Annotated in this window: 14 protein-coding genes; 6 read left to right on the top strand and 8 right to left on the bottom strand. The window is 70.7% G+C overall.

Annotated features, from left to right (window positions below; genetic code table 11):
* Positions 1-16: 16 nt before the first annotated feature.
* The 7 genes from HDC37_RS11645 to HDC37_RS11615 all read right to left on the bottom strand — a co-directional run bounded on the left by HDC37_RS11645 (position 17) and on the right by HDC37_RS11615 (position 8406).
* Complete coding sequence (locus tag HDC37_RS11645) at positions 17-304, bottom strand: WXG100 family type VII secretion target (protein ID WP_179560583.1); 288 nt, start codon at positions 302-304, stop codon at positions 17-19.
* Positions 305-430: 126 nt separating this feature from the next.
* Positions 431-2122: a HAMP domain-containing sensor histidine kinase gene (locus HDC37_RS11640; RefSeq protein WP_308472193.1), complete on the bottom strand. Its 1692-nt coding sequence runs from the start codon at positions 2120-2122 to the stop codon at positions 431-433.
* A 122-nt stretch (positions 2123-2244) separates the two neighbouring features.
* Positions 2245-2937, bottom strand: coding sequence for a response regulator transcription factor (locus tag HDC37_RS11635; RefSeq protein ID WP_179560582.1), 693 nt, complete (start codon positions 2935-2937; stop codon positions 2245-2247).
* Between the two features lie 532 nt (positions 2938-3469).
* Positions 3470-4684 (bottom strand): trans-acting enoyl reductase family protein, encoded by a 1215-nt coding sequence (locus HDC37_RS11630; RefSeq protein WP_179560581.1) that lies wholly within the window; start codon positions 4682-4684, stop codon positions 3470-3472.
* A gap of 21 nt (positions 4685-4705) precedes the next feature.
* Positions 4706-6349: a DNA repair helicase XPB gene (locus tag HDC37_RS11625; protein ID WP_179560580.1), complete on the bottom strand. Its 1644-nt coding sequence runs from the start codon at positions 6347-6349 to the stop codon at positions 4706-4708.
* 57 nt (positions 6350-6406) lie between these two features.
* Positions 6407-8140: a helicase-associated domain-containing protein gene (locus tag HDC37_RS11620; protein ID WP_179560579.1), complete on the bottom strand. Its 1734-nt coding sequence runs from the start codon at positions 8138-8140 to the stop codon at positions 6407-6409.
* On the bottom strand, positions 8140-8406 hold the full coding sequence (locus tag HDC37_RS11615) for a multidrug ABC transporter ATPase (protein WP_179560578.1): 267 nt from the start codon (positions 8404-8406) through the stop codon (positions 8140-8142). Before HDC37_RS11615 ends, HDC37_RS11620 begins: the two co-directional genes overlap by 1 nt.
* Positions 8407-8559: 153 nt before the next feature.
* Between HDC37_RS11615 and HDC37_RS11610 the strand changes: the two genes are divergently transcribed.
* Positions 8560-8943: a cold-shock protein gene (locus tag HDC37_RS11610; protein ID WP_179560577.1), complete on the top strand. Its 384-nt coding sequence runs from the start codon at positions 8560-8562 to the stop codon at positions 8941-8943.
* Positions 8927-9505: a DUF3027 domain-containing protein gene (locus HDC37_RS11605; protein WP_179560576.1), complete on the top strand. Its 579-nt coding sequence runs from the start codon at positions 8927-8929 to the stop codon at positions 9503-9505. The genes HDC37_RS11610 and HDC37_RS11605 overlap by 17 nt, the downstream gene beginning before the upstream one ends.
* A gap of 24 nt (positions 9506-9529) precedes the next feature.
* On the opposite strand, the gene serC is transcribed toward HDC37_RS11605, so the two are convergent.
* A complete protein-coding gene (gene serC / locus HDC37_RS11600; protein ID WP_179560575.1) occupies positions 9530-10642 on the bottom strand; it encodes a phosphoserine transaminase in 1113 nt (370 codons plus the stop codon).
* Between the two features lie 129 nt (positions 10643-10771).
* On the opposite strand from serC, the gene HDC37_RS11595 reads away from it, so the two are divergent.
* The 4 genes from HDC37_RS11595 (at position 10772) to HDC37_RS11580 (ending at position 14770) form a co-directional block, all read left to right on the top strand.
* Positions 10772-11488 carry a metal-dependent transcriptional regulator gene (locus HDC37_RS11595; RefSeq protein WP_179560574.1) on the top strand — a complete coding sequence of 239 codons (717 nt, stop codon included), beginning with the start codon at positions 10772-10774 and terminating at the stop codon, positions 11486-11488.
* A 173-nt stretch (positions 11489-11661) separates the two neighbouring features.
* A complete protein-coding gene (locus HDC37_RS11590; RefSeq protein ID WP_179560573.1) occupies positions 11662-12576 on the top strand; it encodes a M23 family metallopeptidase in 915 nt (304 codons plus the stop codon).
* Between the two features lie 358 nt (positions 12577-12934).
* Entirely contained in the window at positions 12935-13432 is a 498-nt protein-coding gene (locus HDC37_RS11585; RefSeq protein ID WP_179560572.1) for an HNH endonuclease, read from the top strand.
* A gap of 75 nt (positions 13433-13507) precedes the next feature.
* Positions 13508-14770: an endo-1,4-beta-xylanase gene (locus HDC37_RS11580; RefSeq protein ID WP_179560571.1), complete on the top strand. Its 1263-nt coding sequence runs from the start codon at positions 13508-13510 to the stop codon at positions 14768-14770.
* Positions 14771-14808: the final 38 nt, after the last annotated feature.

Below are 14808 nucleotides of genomic sequence, written 5' to 3'. Positions count from 1 at the left end.
GCAGCTTCGTGGGGGGTCAGCGGAAGAGGCTCGCCGTGGCGAGCTCCGCGTCGGCGTACTGCCGGCCGGCGGAGGCGAGGGCGGTGTTGATGCCGTTCAGGCTGTCTTCGACCTGACGCTGGGTAGCGCGCCACTGGTCGACGACGGAGTGGAACGCGACGGCGGCGCTGCCGGTCCAGGAGCCCTGCAGGTGAGTCAGCTGGGCCAGCATCGACTGCGTGTCGGCCTGGATCCGGTCGATGGTGCCGCGGATGGTGGATGTCGCGGCGAGGAGGGAATCGCTGTCGACGGAGTAGGTGGCCATGGGTGCTCCTTTTCGAAGTGGACACCCCACACGCTAGAGACCGTCATGGACCGCGCACCGGCGAAGGCGGCATCGGTGGACAACCGCGCGCGGTGCGCGGGTTGTGCAGGAGAGGACGGTCGTGCGTCACTCCCGAGGGGGACGCGGCAGCGGCTGCGTCTCGAGCAGGAGGTGCTCCGTGGCATCCCGTGACTCCGCCAGCGGGAAACCGACCCGGAACGTCGCGCCGCCGCCGGGGGTGTCGAACACATCGACCGATCCGTGCAGGGCGTCGACGATCGACGCGACGATCGACAGGCCGAGTCCGGTGCCGCCGGTCTCGCGCGTACGTGAGGTGTCGGCTCGCCAGAACCGCTGGAAGATCTTGTCCTTGATCTGGTCGGGAACGCCTTCGCCGTGGTCGATGACCTCGATCCAGCCGAGATTGGCATCCCGGTCGACTCCCACCCGCAGCTCGATCGGCGAATCGTCGGGGGTGAACCGGCGCGCGTTTCCGAGGAGGTTCGCGACGACCTGACGGATGCGGTTCTCGTCGCCCCAGACGACGACGGCGGACGCCGCCGCGGCGTGGGCGGCGGTCGGCGGGGGCGGAGGCGTGCTCTCTGCGGGGGCCGCGGGCGAGTCCGGGGTGTTCCGCGGGCGTCGCCGAAGGCGCGACAGCGAGGCGCCGCGCCGGGGGATGGGTGCGGTGGCGGGTGATCCACCGCGGCGTCCGCCCCCGGTGACGGCGGGGTCGACCTCCGCCGTCAGGGCGGGACGAAGCTCGTGCACGGTGGCATCCCTCACTGTCACCGTCCGCTGCGGCGAGGCGGCCCGGGCGTCCAGGCCCGCGTCCCGGGCGATCGGCACCAGGTCGACCGGGGTGATCGCGACGTCCTTCCGCTCGTCGAGGCGCGCGAGGGCCAGGAGGTCCTCCACGAGAAGGCCCATCCGGACGGCCTCCTTCTCGATGCGCTCCATCGCCTGACCGGTCGCCTCGTCTCCCGAGATCCCCCCCATCCGATACAGCTCGGCGTAGCCGCGCACCGTCACCAGGGGAGTGCGCAGCTCGTGACTGGCGTCGCCGATGAATCGGCGCATCTGCCGCACCGTGGCATCGCGCTGCGTGATCGCGGCGTCCACGCGCGACAGCATCGCGTTGATCGCGGTCTTCAGGCGCCCGACCTCGGTGGTCTTCGGTTCGATGTCGGTCATCCGCTGGCTGAAATCGCCTGCGGCGATGGCGTCGGCGGTGGTCTCCACCTGTCCGAGGCTGCGGAAGGTCAGGGTCACGAGGAAGCGGGTGAGGGCCGCCGCGACGGCGATGATGATGACGGCGAGGATGCCGTAGATCGCGATGTAGTTGGCGATCGTGCGGTTCACCGACGAGACGGGGAGCGCGACCATCTCGGAGTACACACCGCCGCCGCCCGGGTACTCGCTGACGGCGACGGTCGCCCGGAATTCCGCCTCGCCGTTGCGCGAGAGCAGCGTCACGATGTTCAGCTGATTGGTCTGCGCATCGGCGACGGGGTAGGTGGCGGGGAAGGCCGGCTGGGGCTGTGTCCCCCCTCGCCCGCCGGCCGTCGTCAGCAGTTCGCCGTTGCGGTCGTACACCGCCACGAAGTAGTCCGCCAGGGGCGCGCCCTGGATCGCGCGCGCGGTCAGGACGCCGTCTTCGACCCCGATGTCGATCAGCGGATCCGCCGAATCCGTGGTCGCGAGGGCTTCGACCTGGGTGTCGAGGCTGGCGATGAGGCTGTTGCGGAGGAAGATCGCGGTGCCGATCCCGGCTGCGAACAGCCCGACGACCAGCAGCGCGACCGTGACACCTGTCACCTTCGTGCGCAGACTCGTGCCGCGCCACCATCGCGTGATCGCGTCCGGCTGTTGGCCCAGGGCCTGCTCCTCGTCGTCTCGGGCGCTGCTGCGGTGCGCCGTGTGGCCGGTGTCAGGCGGTGTCAGGCGGTCTTGCCGGCCTTCAGCATGTACCCGAACCCGCGCTTGGTCTGGATCAGCGCCTCGGACGAGTGCGGATCGATCTTGCGGCGGAGGTAGGAGATGTAGCTCTCGACGATCCCGGCGTCGCCGTTGAAGTCGTACTCCCACACGTGATCGAGGATCTGCGCCTTCGACAGCACCCGGTTCGGGTTCAGCATCAGGTAGCGCAGCAGCTTGAACTCGGTGGGGGAGAGGTCGATCGAGACGTCGCCGACCCGGACGTCATGGGTGTCCTGATCCATCGTCAGCTCTCCGGCGCGGATGACCGACTCCTCGTCGGCCTGCATCGTGCGCCGCAGGATCGCCTGGATGCGGGCGACGATCTCGTCGAGGCTGAAGGGCTTGGTGACGTAATCGTCGCCGCCGACGTTGAGGCCCGTGATCTTGTCCTCGGTCTCGTCCTTGGCGGTGAGGAAGAGGATGGGGGCGGTGTACCCGGCACCGCGCAGGCGCTTGGTGACGCTGAACCCGTTCATGTCGGGGAGCATGACGTCGAGCACGATGAGGTCGGGTTCCTCCTCGAGCACGGCCGAGATCGTCTGCGCACCGTTGGAGACGGCCCTGACCTGGAAACCGGCGAATCGGAGGCTCGTGATGAGCAGATCGCGGATGTTCGGCTCATCGTCCACAACGAGGATGCGAGGTGCAGTCATCCCCTCATTATGTCGAGGTGGGCTACGCGCTGTCTGGATATCGCGCGGAGAGGCGGGATGCGGGGTTTTCCGCTCTCACGCCGTGTCAGCCGAGGCTCGCCCGGACGGCGCGCTCGATCACGGGTCGGATGGCGGCGTCGGGGTCTACGGTCACGCGGTGGAGCACGAGCTCGTGCGGGAGTTCTTCGCCCGCGCGGCGTGATGTGCGGGCCCTGCGCGTCGCTGCGAACCGTCCGGATCGGCTCTGGGACACGCCCTCCGAGCTCCGGTGTCTCACAACTCGCGACTCTCGCGTGGCACAGACCACCGCATCTGAGACACGCGGTGGGGCGTGTCCCACGAACGGCGCGCTAACGGCGATGTCACCCGCAACGAGTGCGACATGCCCCGCCATGGCAGGGCTGAGGGCCTCCGACCTCCCCGCGAGGGGAGGGTCGAAGGCGGCATCCCCTCCGCCGGACCACCGCGGTCGGGGCGAGCCACCGCTCGCGGCCGGGTGTCTCGTCGCGAATGCGGTGGTTCGGCGCCTGGGTCAGCCGCCGGGGAGAGGCCCCGTCTCCACCGTGAAGCGGTGACGCCGGAGGCGCTCGGCGAGCGCTTCGCCCATCGCCGCCATCGGCGTGAGGACGCCGCCGCGAGGCGGCAGGTCGTCGAACGCGAGGCAGAGCGCCGACTCGCCGAGCATCACCGCCGTGCCGTCGTAGCCCGGGTCGTACGGCGCCGAGATCCGCGTGCGTGTCGGCGTGCCCTCGACGGGGTAGACGTCGGCCTCGACCGTGAAACGGCCTGCTTCCCTCGTCCGCGCGCTCGGCCCCTCTCCGGGAGAGGGGAGGATGCGGTCGAGGAGCGCGCGGGTGGGAGGGAATAGCAGCCCGGCGACGAGGGCTCCGGTCGCCGCCGACACCGCGGCGGCGATGATGCGTCCCGCCGCGCCGGTCGTGGTGTCGACGACCTCGCGGTAGCGCATCAGCTCGCCGTACGACCAGCCGCCGAGGAAGCTCGTCCGCTGCACGACCTGCTGGTTGTAGGCGCCCATCACGAACGGTGCCTGCCAGACGTCGGATGTCTCGTCCAGGCGCAGCCCGCGCTCCCGGCTGCTCGCGGGCAGGCGCCTCGAGGGACCCGGGGTGAGCGCGTACGGGTCTCCCACGACGCGGCGGGCCGAGGCATCGGTCCGTGCGTCCAGCAGCTGCTGGCGGAGGGAGTCGATCGTCCCGCCGCTGACGCCGCCCTTGATCGCGCGCACCTGCACGATCGCCTCGGCGAGGGGCCCGCCGCCGGCTGCGGCGTGGGCGAGTCCGACGCCGAGGTCGGAGGGGATCGAATCGAACCCGCACGAGTGGACGATCCGCGCGCCGCTGTCGCGGGCCGCCTCGTGCACCTCCGCCACGCTCCGCGCGGCGAAGGTGCTCTCGCCGGTGAGATCGGCGTAGGCCGTGCCCGCGCGGGCACAGGCCCGCACCAGGGGAAGGCCGTGCCGCGCGTACGGCCCGACGGTGGAGGCGATCACGCGCGTGGACGCGGCGACGTCGTCGAGCGTCGCGCTGTCGTCGACGTCGACCGTGAGGGTGTCCCACGCGACATCCAGCTCCCGGCGGAGGGCTACCAGGCGCTCGGGGGAGCGGCCCGCAAGGGCGATCCGCGCGCCCTCGGGGGCGCTCCGCGAAAGGTGCGCGGCGGTGAGGCGTCCGACGAAGCCGGTGGCACCCAGCAGGACGATGTCGTACTTCCGCTCCCGGTCGTTCATGATCCCTCGTTCATGATCCGGCTACGCCGCCACCACCTCGTCGGCATCGAGGATCGTGTAGCTGTAGCCCTGCTCGGCGAGGAAGCGCTGGCGGTTCTGCGCGAAGTCCTGATCGACGGTGTCGCGGGCGATGAGGGTGTAGAAGCTCGCGGTGCGGCCCGACTCCTTCGGGCGCAGCAGCCGTCCGAGGCGCTGCGCCTCCTCCTGACGCGAACCGAACGATCCGGAGACCTGGATGGCGACGGATGCCTCGGGGAGATCGACCGAGAAGTTCGCCACCTTCGACACCACGAGGAGCGAGATCTCGCCCTCGCGGAAGGCGCCGTAGAGCTCTTCGCGCTCGTCCACGGGGGTCGCGCCGGTGATCTTGGGCGCCCGGAGGGCGTCGGCGAGCTCGTCGATCTGATCGAGATACTGCCCGATCACGAGGATCCGCTCGCCGGGGTGGCGCGCGACGAGCTGGCGGACGACGTCGATCTTCGCCGGCGCGGTGGCGGCCAGGCGGTAGCGCTCCTCGTCGGCCGCGGCGGCGTACTCCAGACGCTCGTCGGCGGGCAGGTCGACGCGCACCTCGTAGCAGACGGCGGGGGAGATGAAGCCCTGCGCCTCGATCTCCTTCCACGGGGCGTCGAACCGCTTGGGGCCGATGAGGCTGAAGACGTCGCCCTCGCGACCGTCCTCGCGCACGAGCGTGGCGGTGAGCCCGAGGCGCCGGCGTGCCTGCAGGTCGGCGGTGAGCTTGAACACCGGGGCGGGGAGCAGGTGCACCTCGTCGTAGACGATGAGGCCCCAGTCGAGCGCGTCCAGAAGCGCGAGGTGGGCGTACTGTCCCTTCCGCTTGGCGGTGAGGATCTGGTACGTCGCGATCGTGACGGGCTTGACCTCCTTCGCCTGCCCCGAGTACTCGCCGATCTCCTCCGGGGTGAGGCTCGTGCGTCGCAGCAGCTCGTCGCGCCACTGCCGGGCGCTGACGGTGTTGGTGACGAGGATGAGGGTGGTCGTCTTCGTCTCGGCCATCGCTCCGGCCCCGACGAGGGTCTTCCCGGCGCCGCAGGGGAGGACGACGACTCCCGAGCCGCCGTCGGCGAAGGTCTCGACGGCCTTCTGCTGGTAGGGCCGCAGGTGCCAGCCGTTCTCGGCCAGATCGATCGGATGCGGGGTGCCGGGCGTGTACCCGGCGTGATCTTCCGCGGGCCACCCGATCTTCAGCAGCTCCTGCTTGATCTGACCGCGGGCCCAGGCGTCCACGACGTAGGTGTCGGGTGAGGGGTGACCGATGAGGAGCGGTTGGATGCGCTTGTTCCGCGACACCTCCGCCAGCACCGGGGCGTCACCGGAGCGCAGCACGAGCGTGCCCTCGTCGTCGCGTTCGATGACGAGTCGCCCGTACCGCCCGACGGTTTCGCGGATGTCGAGCGACACCGACGGGGGAACCGGGAAGCGCGACCAGCGGTCGAGGGTGGCGAGCATGTCGTCGGCGGCGTGGCCGGCGGCGCGGGCGTTCCACAGCCCCAGGCGGGTGATTCGGTAGGTGTGGATGTGCTCGGGCGCGCGCTCGAGTTCGGCGAAGATCGCCAACTCGTGCCGCGCCGATTCCGCCTCGGGATGGGCGACTTCCAGCAGCACCGTCCGATCGCTCTGCACGATGAGGGGTCCGTCAGCCATAGCGTTCCAGTCTACCGGTGCCGGAGGCGACGGTCCCCGTGGGGCGGGCTTCGGGGCTCACGCCCCGCTGCGGACGGTGACCACGTGGGAGAGCGGAAGGGTGCGTTCGACGTCGCTCGACTGATCGCGGCCGCGCAGGCGCCCACCGCCGAACCCGGTCGCCTCCAGGGTGAAGGTGCGCTCGGCCCCGTCCGGCATGCGGACGACGACGTCGATCACGGCGCGGCTGCGCACCGCTTGGACGATCTCGCGCTCCAGCCAGGCGTTCTCGGCGTCGCCGTCGTGCGATCCGCGAAGGGCACGGATGAGGGCCGCGTGCGGTTCGGCGGGCGGGTCGGGGCGATCGGAGCTCTGCCGCACCCGATGACGCAGCACCACCGGGCGGCCGTCGTCGCCGACGGAGACCACCGGGTACCGGGCGTCGCTCAGCGCCCAGGCCACCGTCTCCTGCAAGACCCCCGTCGTCAGGGCGGCGCCGTCGGCCACCAGGCCGAGGGCGCGCAGGCCCTGATCGACCGCGACGGCGTTGAGGAGCGCGGGATCGCCGCTTTCGACCATGGTGCGCCGCGTCGCGGCATCCGTCCTGACCCTGATCAGACCGTGGCGGGCCGCGGTGCTGTCGATCAGATAGCCGAGCGGCTGCGGAAGGCCGGTGAGTGACAGGCCGGTGAGGAACTCGCGGATCGAGTCGGCGGTCTCACCCTCGGTGAGCCCCGCGGTCAGCGACTCGGCGGTGAACCGATAGGTCGAGGCCTGCGCGCGCGATTCGCGCACGGCGAGCCGGCGCAGACGCAGCTCCAGCCGCGGGGCCAGCGGGCCCGGCGCGATCGCGGTGAGGTCGGCCTGCAGGTAGACGCGGTCGATCTCGGCGGGGAGGTGCCGCGTCAATTCGTCGAGCTGCGGGTCGGCGCCGCCTCTGAGCGACCTCGCCCACGCGGGTTCGTGCGAGTCGGGGGTGATGAGACCCCACTGCAGCGCGATGCGTGCGAGGCCTTCGGACCGGCGCTCCCACTCCCCGTCGAGCGGATAGCGTGCCGTCCACGCCGTCACCGGCAGATAGCCGCCCTCCGGGGTGCGCACCCCGGACGGCAGGGCATCGCGGAACCCGGTCACCACGGTCCGCCACCGCTCGGGTGTCGACCCCTCCAGCCACCGGTCTCCGGTGGCCGAGACCTCCCAGTCGCGACCACCCGAGGTGAGGAGGCCCGCCGCTGCGGCTGCTTCGACGATGTCGTCGAGATCGTCCGATTCGCCGAGCGCCCCGGCATCCAGGAGCTTCCGCCGGTCTGCGGCGCTCACGCCGCCCGAGGTGATCCGCGCGAGCGGCGCATGCGCGGCGGCCACGAGCACATCGGCGAGCGATCCGACGGTCGCGAACACGCGCTCGGCCGCCGCCAGCGTCTCCTCCTCCGACGCCGGTGCGGGGGCGATCTCACCCTCCGCGGGCTCGAACGCGTCGGGCCGCTCCGCGCGGAGGTGGCGGAGGGCGGCGGCGACGGGATGCCACGGTGCGCCGTCGTCGCCGGTGAGCGCCAGGCGCGCCGGCGGCGCCTGCGCCGAGGCGGGGAGGGGCCTGCCGTCGACGGTCGCGGCCAGGGCGATCAGCTCACCCCGCGTGAGGTGGATCATCGCGCGATCGACCGACGTCTTCTCCAGCAGGGCGTCGGCGGCGTCGAAGAAGTCCTTCCAGGGCGCCGAGGGCGAGACGCCGCGGGCGATGAGGATGTCGGCGAGCTCGCGGTCGTCGCGACCGGCGAGCCACGTCGCGAGGGCGCGCTCGTCGGAAGCCATCACCCTGCCCGGTTGGCCCGCGCCCTTCGCACGAAGCTCATGATGAGGACCGTCAGCATCAGGACGAAGGCCAGGGGCGGCGCGATCCAGACGACGACACCGATGGTGGGCCAGACGCCGCCCGACATCTCGGCGCCGGTGGCCGAACCGATCATGATGGCCAGGAAGCACACGATCGACAGCAGGATCAGTCCCAGCGACATGAAGGCCAGGATGCGGTCGATCCGCCGCACCGGAAGGTCGGCGTTCGAAGTCGGCGTGCTCATCGTCGCTCAGCCTATCGGGTGCGCTCCGGCAGTGGAGTTCGGATGCGCCGCGGTGACGAGCTCGCGCCCGCCCGCGTAGGCTGGGGGAGGGCACAACTCTGCCCGCCGTCCGTCATGCCCGCGCCACGCAGGCACCGATTTCAGCGAGGTCTCATGCCCACCGGCAAGGTCAGGTTCTACGACGAGGAGAAGGGCTTCGGCTTCATCACCACCGATGAGGGCCAGGACGTGTTCCTGCACGCCACCGCGCTCCCCGCGGGCTCGGCGGCGCCCAAACCCGGTGCGCGCGTGGAGTTCGGCGTCGCCGACGGCCGGCGCGGTCTGCAGGCGCTGTCGGTGCGGGTGCTGGAGGCTCCGGTGAGCCTGGCCAAGCGGGCCCGCAAGCCCGCCGACGACATGGCCGTCATCGTCGAAGACCTGGTGAAGCTGCTCGACGGCATCGGCGCCGATCTGCGCCGTGGCCGCTACCCCAGCTCGTCGCACTCGAAGAAGGTCGCCGCCGTCCTCCGCAAGGTCGCCGATGACTTCGAAGCCTGAGCCCGACCCCCGGCTGCTCGAGGCTCACGACCTCGCCCTCGCGGCCCTTCGCGAGATCACACCGGTCGACACGATCGGCGAGCCCGCCGATGTGCGGGTCGAAGACGACGGCGTCGTCTCGCTCCGCTTCGAGAACCGGCTGCACGGCTACCCGGGGTGGTTCTGGACCGTCAGTCTCGCCCGCGTCGAGGACGCCGAGCCGACCGTGCTGGAGGCGGAACTGCTTCCCGGTGACGGGGCGCTGCTGGCTCCCGAGTGGGTTCCCTGGGCGGTTCGCCTGGCGGAGTATCAGGCCGCGCAGGCGGCCGCCCTCGACGGTGACGACGCCGAGGATGATGACGACGCCGAGGAGGACGACGACGCCGACTTCGACGACGACATCGATGACCTCGATGCCGCCGACTTCGATGAGGACGGTTCGCCGATCCTCCACGCCGGCGATCTCGACGGCGTGGACATCGACGAGCTCGCTGACGACACGGACGAGGCCGACGACGACGCGGATGACGAGGCCGACGACGAGGCCGACGACGTCAGCGACGACGAGGACGGCGACGACTGAATCCGCGCGTCCGGCCGGCGTAGCTCAGAGTCGCTCGAGGGTGTAGTCGATCGCGCGGGTCAGGGTGCGGACGTCATCGGGTTCGATCGAGACGAACGTGGCCACGCGCAGCTGGTTGCGGCCGAGCTTGCGGTACGGCTCGGTGTCGACGATCCCGTTCGAGCGAAGGCTGGCGGCGACCGCCGCGGCATCCACCGAATCATCGAAGTCGATCGTCACCACGACCGGCGACCGGTCGGCGGGGTCGGCGACGAAGGGCGTGGCGACCGGGGACGCCTCGGCCCAGTCGTAGAGGACCCCCGACGACTCCCGGGTGCGGGCGTCGGCCCACGACAGCCCGCCGTTCTGGAGGATCCAGCCGAGCTGCTCGTCCAGCAGCACGAGGGTCGCCACCGCGGGTGTGTTGAGGGTCTGCTGCAGACGGGAGTTGTCCAGGGCGTTCTTCAGGCTCAGGAACTCGGGGATGTAGCGGTCGGAGGCGGCGATCCGTTCGATCCGGTCGATCGCGGCCGGTGACACCGCGGCGAACCACAGCCCGCCGTCGGAGCCGAGGTTCTTCTGCGGGGCGAAGTAGTACACGTCGGCCTGCGACATGTCCAGGTCGATCCCGCCGGCGGCGCTGGTCGCGTCGATGACCGTCAGCGCGCCGTCATCGCCAGTGACGCGCTCGACGGGCGCGGCGACGCCGGTGGAGGTCTCGTTGTGGGGCCAGGCGTAGAGGTCGACCCCCTCGACGGCCTCGGGGCGCGCGCGGCCGCCCGGGTCGGCGGTGCGCACATCGGGCGCCTGGAGCCAGGGGGCGCGCGCAGCGGCGGCGAACTTCCCGCCGAACTCGCCGAAGACGAGGTTCTGACTGCGTCGTTCGATCAGTCCGAACGCCGCGGCGTCCCAGAACGCGGTCGAGCCGCCGTTGCCGAGGAGGATCTCGTAGCCGTCCGGCAGCGAGAAGAGGGAGCCGAGTCGCTCGCGCACCGATCCCACGAGGTTCTTCACGCCGGACTGGCGGTGCGAGGTGCCCAGCAGCGTCGCGCCGCGGGTGACGAGGGCCTCGAGCTGCGCGCCGCGGACCTTCGACGGACCGCAGCCGAATCGGCCGTCGGTGGGCAGCAGGTCGTGGGGCAGTGCGACGTGGGCCATGCGAGCGATTCTAGGGATGTCGCGTGCGCGCCGTTTTCGCCGGGTGCCGCCGCCGGCCGGCCCCGGGCTCGGCGTCGGCGACGGCGACTAGGCTGGAAACACCCCTGAGACCCGCGAGGACCCTGCCACATGACCGACCTCATCGACACCACCGAGATGTACCTGCGGACCATTCTCGAGCTCGAGGAGGAGCGGATCGTGCCGCTGCGTGCGCGCATCTCCGAGCGCCTCGGCCACTCCGGTCCGACGGTGTCGCAGACGGTGGGGCGGATGGAGCGCGACGGACTCGTCGTGGTGTCCGAAGACCGTCGGCTCGAGCTGACCGACGCGGGCCGTCAGAAGGCGGTCGATGTGATGCGCAAGCACCGTCTGGCCGAACGGCTCCTCTCCGACGTCATCGGACTGGACTGGGCCTACGTCCACGAGGAGGCCTGCCGCTGGGAGCACGTCATGAGCGAGCAGGTCGAACGCCGTCTCGTCGAGCTGCTCGGCCACCCCACGGAGTCTCCCTACGGCAACCCCATCCCCGGGCTCGACCAGCTGGGAGACCTCCCCGCGAAGACGTTCGAGCAGGGCGTCATCGGCCTGGTGACCAAGCTCAACGCCGCCGGCGGGCCGTTGCGAGGGACGGTGCGACGTCTGGCCGAGCCCGCCCAGGTCGACCCCGAACTGCTGCAGCAGCTGAAGGCTGCCGGCGTCGTTCCGGGCGGTACCGGCAGCTACCGCTACAGCGAGGGGTACGTGCTGGTGGAGATGGATGACAACGACGAGGCGCTCGAGCTTCCCGTGGAGGTGGCGTCGCACATCTTCCTCGTCGACGACGAGGTTCAGCTCCTCGCAACGTGACTTATTCGTTACCTTCGGGTAGCCTCTGAGGGTCCACAGGCGAGAAGCCCGCCGACGGACTCCGCGTGAATTGCCTCATCGGCTCGTCGTTCACGCGGCCCGCCCCGCACATCGTGCCCCCACACTGAGTGTCGACGAGCCAGCGCTGAACAGCGCGGAGGCGCCGGAGGACAATGGCCGATCCAGACAACACCCCCGATTCCCCGTCGGCGACCGACGGACCGGGGCTCGAACGCCGAGACCGCACCCGACGCAAGGCCTCGGCCCGCACGACCACTCTGAAGACCGCCCGCCCGGCGGTCGCCGCCCCGCCCAGGAGCAGACGGCCCCGAAACGGCCGGAAGCCTGCGCGCACCCTGGTGATCCTCACGATGGTCGGCGGACTCATCGCCACGGTCGCGCTCCCCGCCTACGCCGCGGTCGAGAGTGCCACCGCCGACCCGATGACGCTGCAGCAGGTCGCCGTCGACGACGCCCAGTCGCTCGTGGTCGCCTCTGACGCCGGTGCGGCCGAGCTGTCTCGCAGCAGCTACTCGGCGACCACCGCGGAGGAGATCGAGAAGAAGAAGGCCGAGGAGGCCGCCGCCGAGCGTGCGCGCATCGCGGCCGAGCTCGCGGCATCCGCAGCATCCTCATCGTCGTCGTCCGGCGCTCGCGCGAACGTCGACCTCACGATGGTCGCCCCGGGCACCGGCGAGGTGCGCTGGCCGCTCACGGGCTTCACCGTCGGCGACCGCACATTCGCGCGCGGCGGCGCTCACATGGGCACCGACATGCTCGCCCCCTGCGGTGAGCCGCTGTTCGCCGCCGCCGCCGGCGTGGTCCGTGTCTCGCAGGAGAGCTACGGCGGCTACGGCGTCGCCGTCACCATCGACCACGTCATCAACGGCCAGCGCGTCTCGACCCTCTACGGTCACATGACGTACGGCAGCCGTACCGTGCAGGCCGGCCAGACGGTGTCGGCCGGTCAGATCATCGGCCTCGTGGGCAGCACCGGGCGCTCGACCGCCTGCCACCTGCACTTCGAGACCTACATCAACGGCTCCGTCGTCGACTCCTACGAATGGCTGCTCGCCAACGCAGGGTGACGCGCAGTCTGAATCGACGAGGGCGCCCGGGGGATATCCCCGGGCGCCCTCGTCGTTCTCCGACACGTCACAGGATGTTCACGCTGCTGAACCCCCGGGCGTGTCGCGTGTATTAGCCTGAGGTCAGCTGACGCTCTAGAGAAGCGGAGGGAGCCCGATGGACGGCGCGCCACGTATCCGAACCATGGATGCGTTGGGCCTGCTCGTCCTTCGGCATCATGTCGATGGAGGCCACGGGATGACCGTGGCGCCGAGGCGCTGTCTGTAGACAGCGCCTTTTTTCATGCCCTCCGCCCCTCGAATCGTCACGAGTCGAATAACCGTGAAAGCCGTTCCGGCCATTCGAGGGGAAACAGGAATGCGCACTCTGGTGCTGAATGCGGGCTACGAGCCCCTGGCTGTCGTGTCGTTCAAGCGGGCGCTCGTGCTCGTGATGAACGACAAGGCCACGGTCGTCGAGCACATCGACGACGAACCGGTCTGGGGGGCGACGGGGGCGTACGATCGCCCCGCGGTCATCCTGCTGACGAGATACGTGCGTGTGCCGGGCAGTCGGCGCGTGCCGGTCACCCGGCGGGGTGTCCTCCGCCGCGACGGGCACCGCTGCGGTTACTGCGGCAAAGCTGCGTCGACGATCGATCACATCCTGCCCCGTTCGCGGGGTGGTGCGGACTCGTGGGAGAACCTTGTGGCGTGCTGCCTGCGCTGCAACAACGTCAAGGGCGATCGCACACCGCAGGAGATGGCGTGGGAGCTGAGGATCACCCCGCAGCCGCCGCGCGGCGGGCAGTGGACGGTGCGCGGCACCGAGCGCTCCGACCCGCGGTGGGAGCCGTATCTGGCCCTCGCGGCCTGAGCGTCCCGGCGCACGCTCTTTCGAAAAGAGCGCCGGGATGCCGGTGCCGGACCGCCCGGTTCGTAGCATCGACGGATGCACACTGTCGCCCCACCCGCCGTCGCCCTCGGCGCCGCTCCCGCACACCGCCTCGGTGAGGCCGTCCTCACCGTCGTCGACGTCGACGACCAGCCGGTCGCAGACGCCGAGGTCACCGTCGCCCAGACGCGCCACGAGTTCGCCTTCGGCAACACCGGCTTCGACGTCGGCGACGGCGACGACCTGACGGGGGAGTGGCAGCTGACCGCTGCGGAGGCAGAGCTCTGGCTGCAGATCCACAACGCCGCGACGCTGCCGTTCTACTGGGGCCGGTTCGAGCCCGTGCGCGGGGCGCCGCGCACCGACGAGATGCGCCGCACTGCGCAGTGGCTGCGCCGGCACGGTGTGGCGCTGAAGGGGCATCCGCTCGTCTGGCACACGGTGACCGCGCCGTGGCTGCTCGACCTCGAGCTCGATGAGATCGAGCGCGTGCAGCGCGAGCGCATCCGGCGCGACGTCGCCGACTTCGCCGGGCTCGTCGACACCTGGGATGCCATCAACGAGACCGTGATCATGCCGGTGTTCGACAACGGTGACAACGGCATCACCCGGCTCGCGAAAGACCGGGGTCGCCTGGCGATGCTGCGGCTGGCGTTCGAGGAGGCGCGCGAGACCAACCCGAACGCGGTCTTGCTCGTGAACGACTTCGATCTGTCGCCGGCGTACGAGCGGGTCATCGACGAGATGCTCGAGGCCGGCATCCGTCCCGACGCCATCGGGCTGCAGACGCACATGCACCAGGGGTACCGCGGCGAGGAGGAGATCCTCGCCGTCGCCGACCGGTTCGCGCGCTTCGGTCTTCCCCTGCACTTCACCGAGACGACGCTGCTGTCGGGAGATCTCATGCCCTCCGAGATCGACGACCTCAACGACTACCAGGTGACCTCGTGGCCCTCGACCGCCGAAGGCGAGGCCCGGCAGGCCGACGAGATCGAACGTCACTATCGCTCGCTGGTCTCGCATCCCGCCGTCGAGGCGATCACCTACTGGGGGTTCAGCGACCGCGGCATGTGGCTGGGTGCGCCCGGTGGGCTGGTCCGGGCCGACGGCTCGCCGAAGCCGGCATACGAGGCGCTGCACCGGCTGATCGCCGACGAGTGGTGGGTGTCGCCGGCGACCGTGCGCACCGATGCCGAGGGGCGCGTGCGGCTCTCGGGGTTCCGGGGCGACTACGAGGTGGCCGTTCCGGGTCAGCCGGCGGTGCCCCTGACGATCGGGCGCGAAGGATTGCACGAGACGGTGCGGACCGCCCCGCACTGATCGTCTTTCGAACATCCTCTGCGTTTCCGGGCGCAGAG

It is taken from the genome of Microbacterium sp. AK009 (assembly GCF_013410955.1).
GTDB lineage: Bacteria > Actinomycetota > Actinomycetes > Actinomycetales > Microbacteriaceae > Microbacterium.
Note: the sequence above shows the minus strand (reverse complement) of the source record. Positions and strands in the feature narration are given on the sequence as shown.

Excerpts from the sequence above, each read along its gene's own strand:
- HDC37_RS11645 (WP_179560583.1), bottom strand. The coding sequence starts at position 304 with ATGGCCACCTACTCCGTCGACAGCGATTCCCTCCTCGCCGCGACATCC.
- HDC37_RS11620 (WP_179560579.1), bottom strand. The coding sequence starts at position 8,140 with ATGGCTTCCGACGAGCGCGCCCTCGCGACGTGGCTCGCCGGTCGCGAC.
- serC (WP_179560575.1), bottom strand. The coding sequence starts at position 10,642 with ATGGCCCACGTCGCACTGCCCCACGACCTGCTGCCCACCGACGGCCGA.
- HDC37_RS11580 (WP_179560571.1), top strand. The coding sequence starts at position 13,508 with ATGCACACTGTCGCCCCACCCGCCGTCGCCCTCGGCGCCGCTCCCGCA.
- HDC37_RS11585 (WP_179560572.1), top strand. The coding sequence starts at position 12,935 with ATGCGCACTCTGGTGCTGAATGCGGGCTACGAGCCCCTGGCTGTCGTG.
- HDC37_RS11615 (WP_179560578.1), bottom strand. The coding sequence starts at position 8,406 with ATGAGCACGCCGACTTCGAACGCCGACCTTCCGGTGCGGCGGATCGAC.
- HDC37_RS11635 (WP_179560582.1), bottom strand. The coding sequence starts at position 2,937 with ATGACTGCACCTCGCATCCTCGTTGTGGACGATGAGCCGAACATCCGC.
- HDC37_RS11590 (WP_179560573.1), top strand. The coding sequence starts at position 11,662 with ATGGCCGATCCAGACAACACCCCCGATTCCCCGTCGGCGACCGACGGA.
- HDC37_RS11595 (WP_179560574.1), top strand. The coding sequence starts at position 10,772 with ATGACCGACCTCATCGACACCACCGAGATGTACCTGCGGACCATTCTC.
- HDC37_RS11605 (WP_179560576.1), top strand. The coding sequence starts at position 8,927 with ATGACTTCGAAGCCTGAGCCCGACCCCCGGCTGCTCGAGGCTCACGAC.
- HDC37_RS11630 (WP_179560581.1), bottom strand. The coding sequence starts at position 4,684 with ATGAACGACCGGGAGCGGAAGTACGACATCGTCCTGCTGGGTGCCACC.
- HDC37_RS11610 (WP_179560577.1), top strand. The coding sequence starts at position 8,560 with ATGCCCACCGGCAAGGTCAGGTTCTACGACGAGGAGAAGGGCTTCGGC.
- HDC37_RS11625 (WP_179560580.1), bottom strand. The coding sequence starts at position 6,349 with ATGGCTGACGGACCCCTCATCGTGCAGAGCGATCGGACGGTGCTGCTG.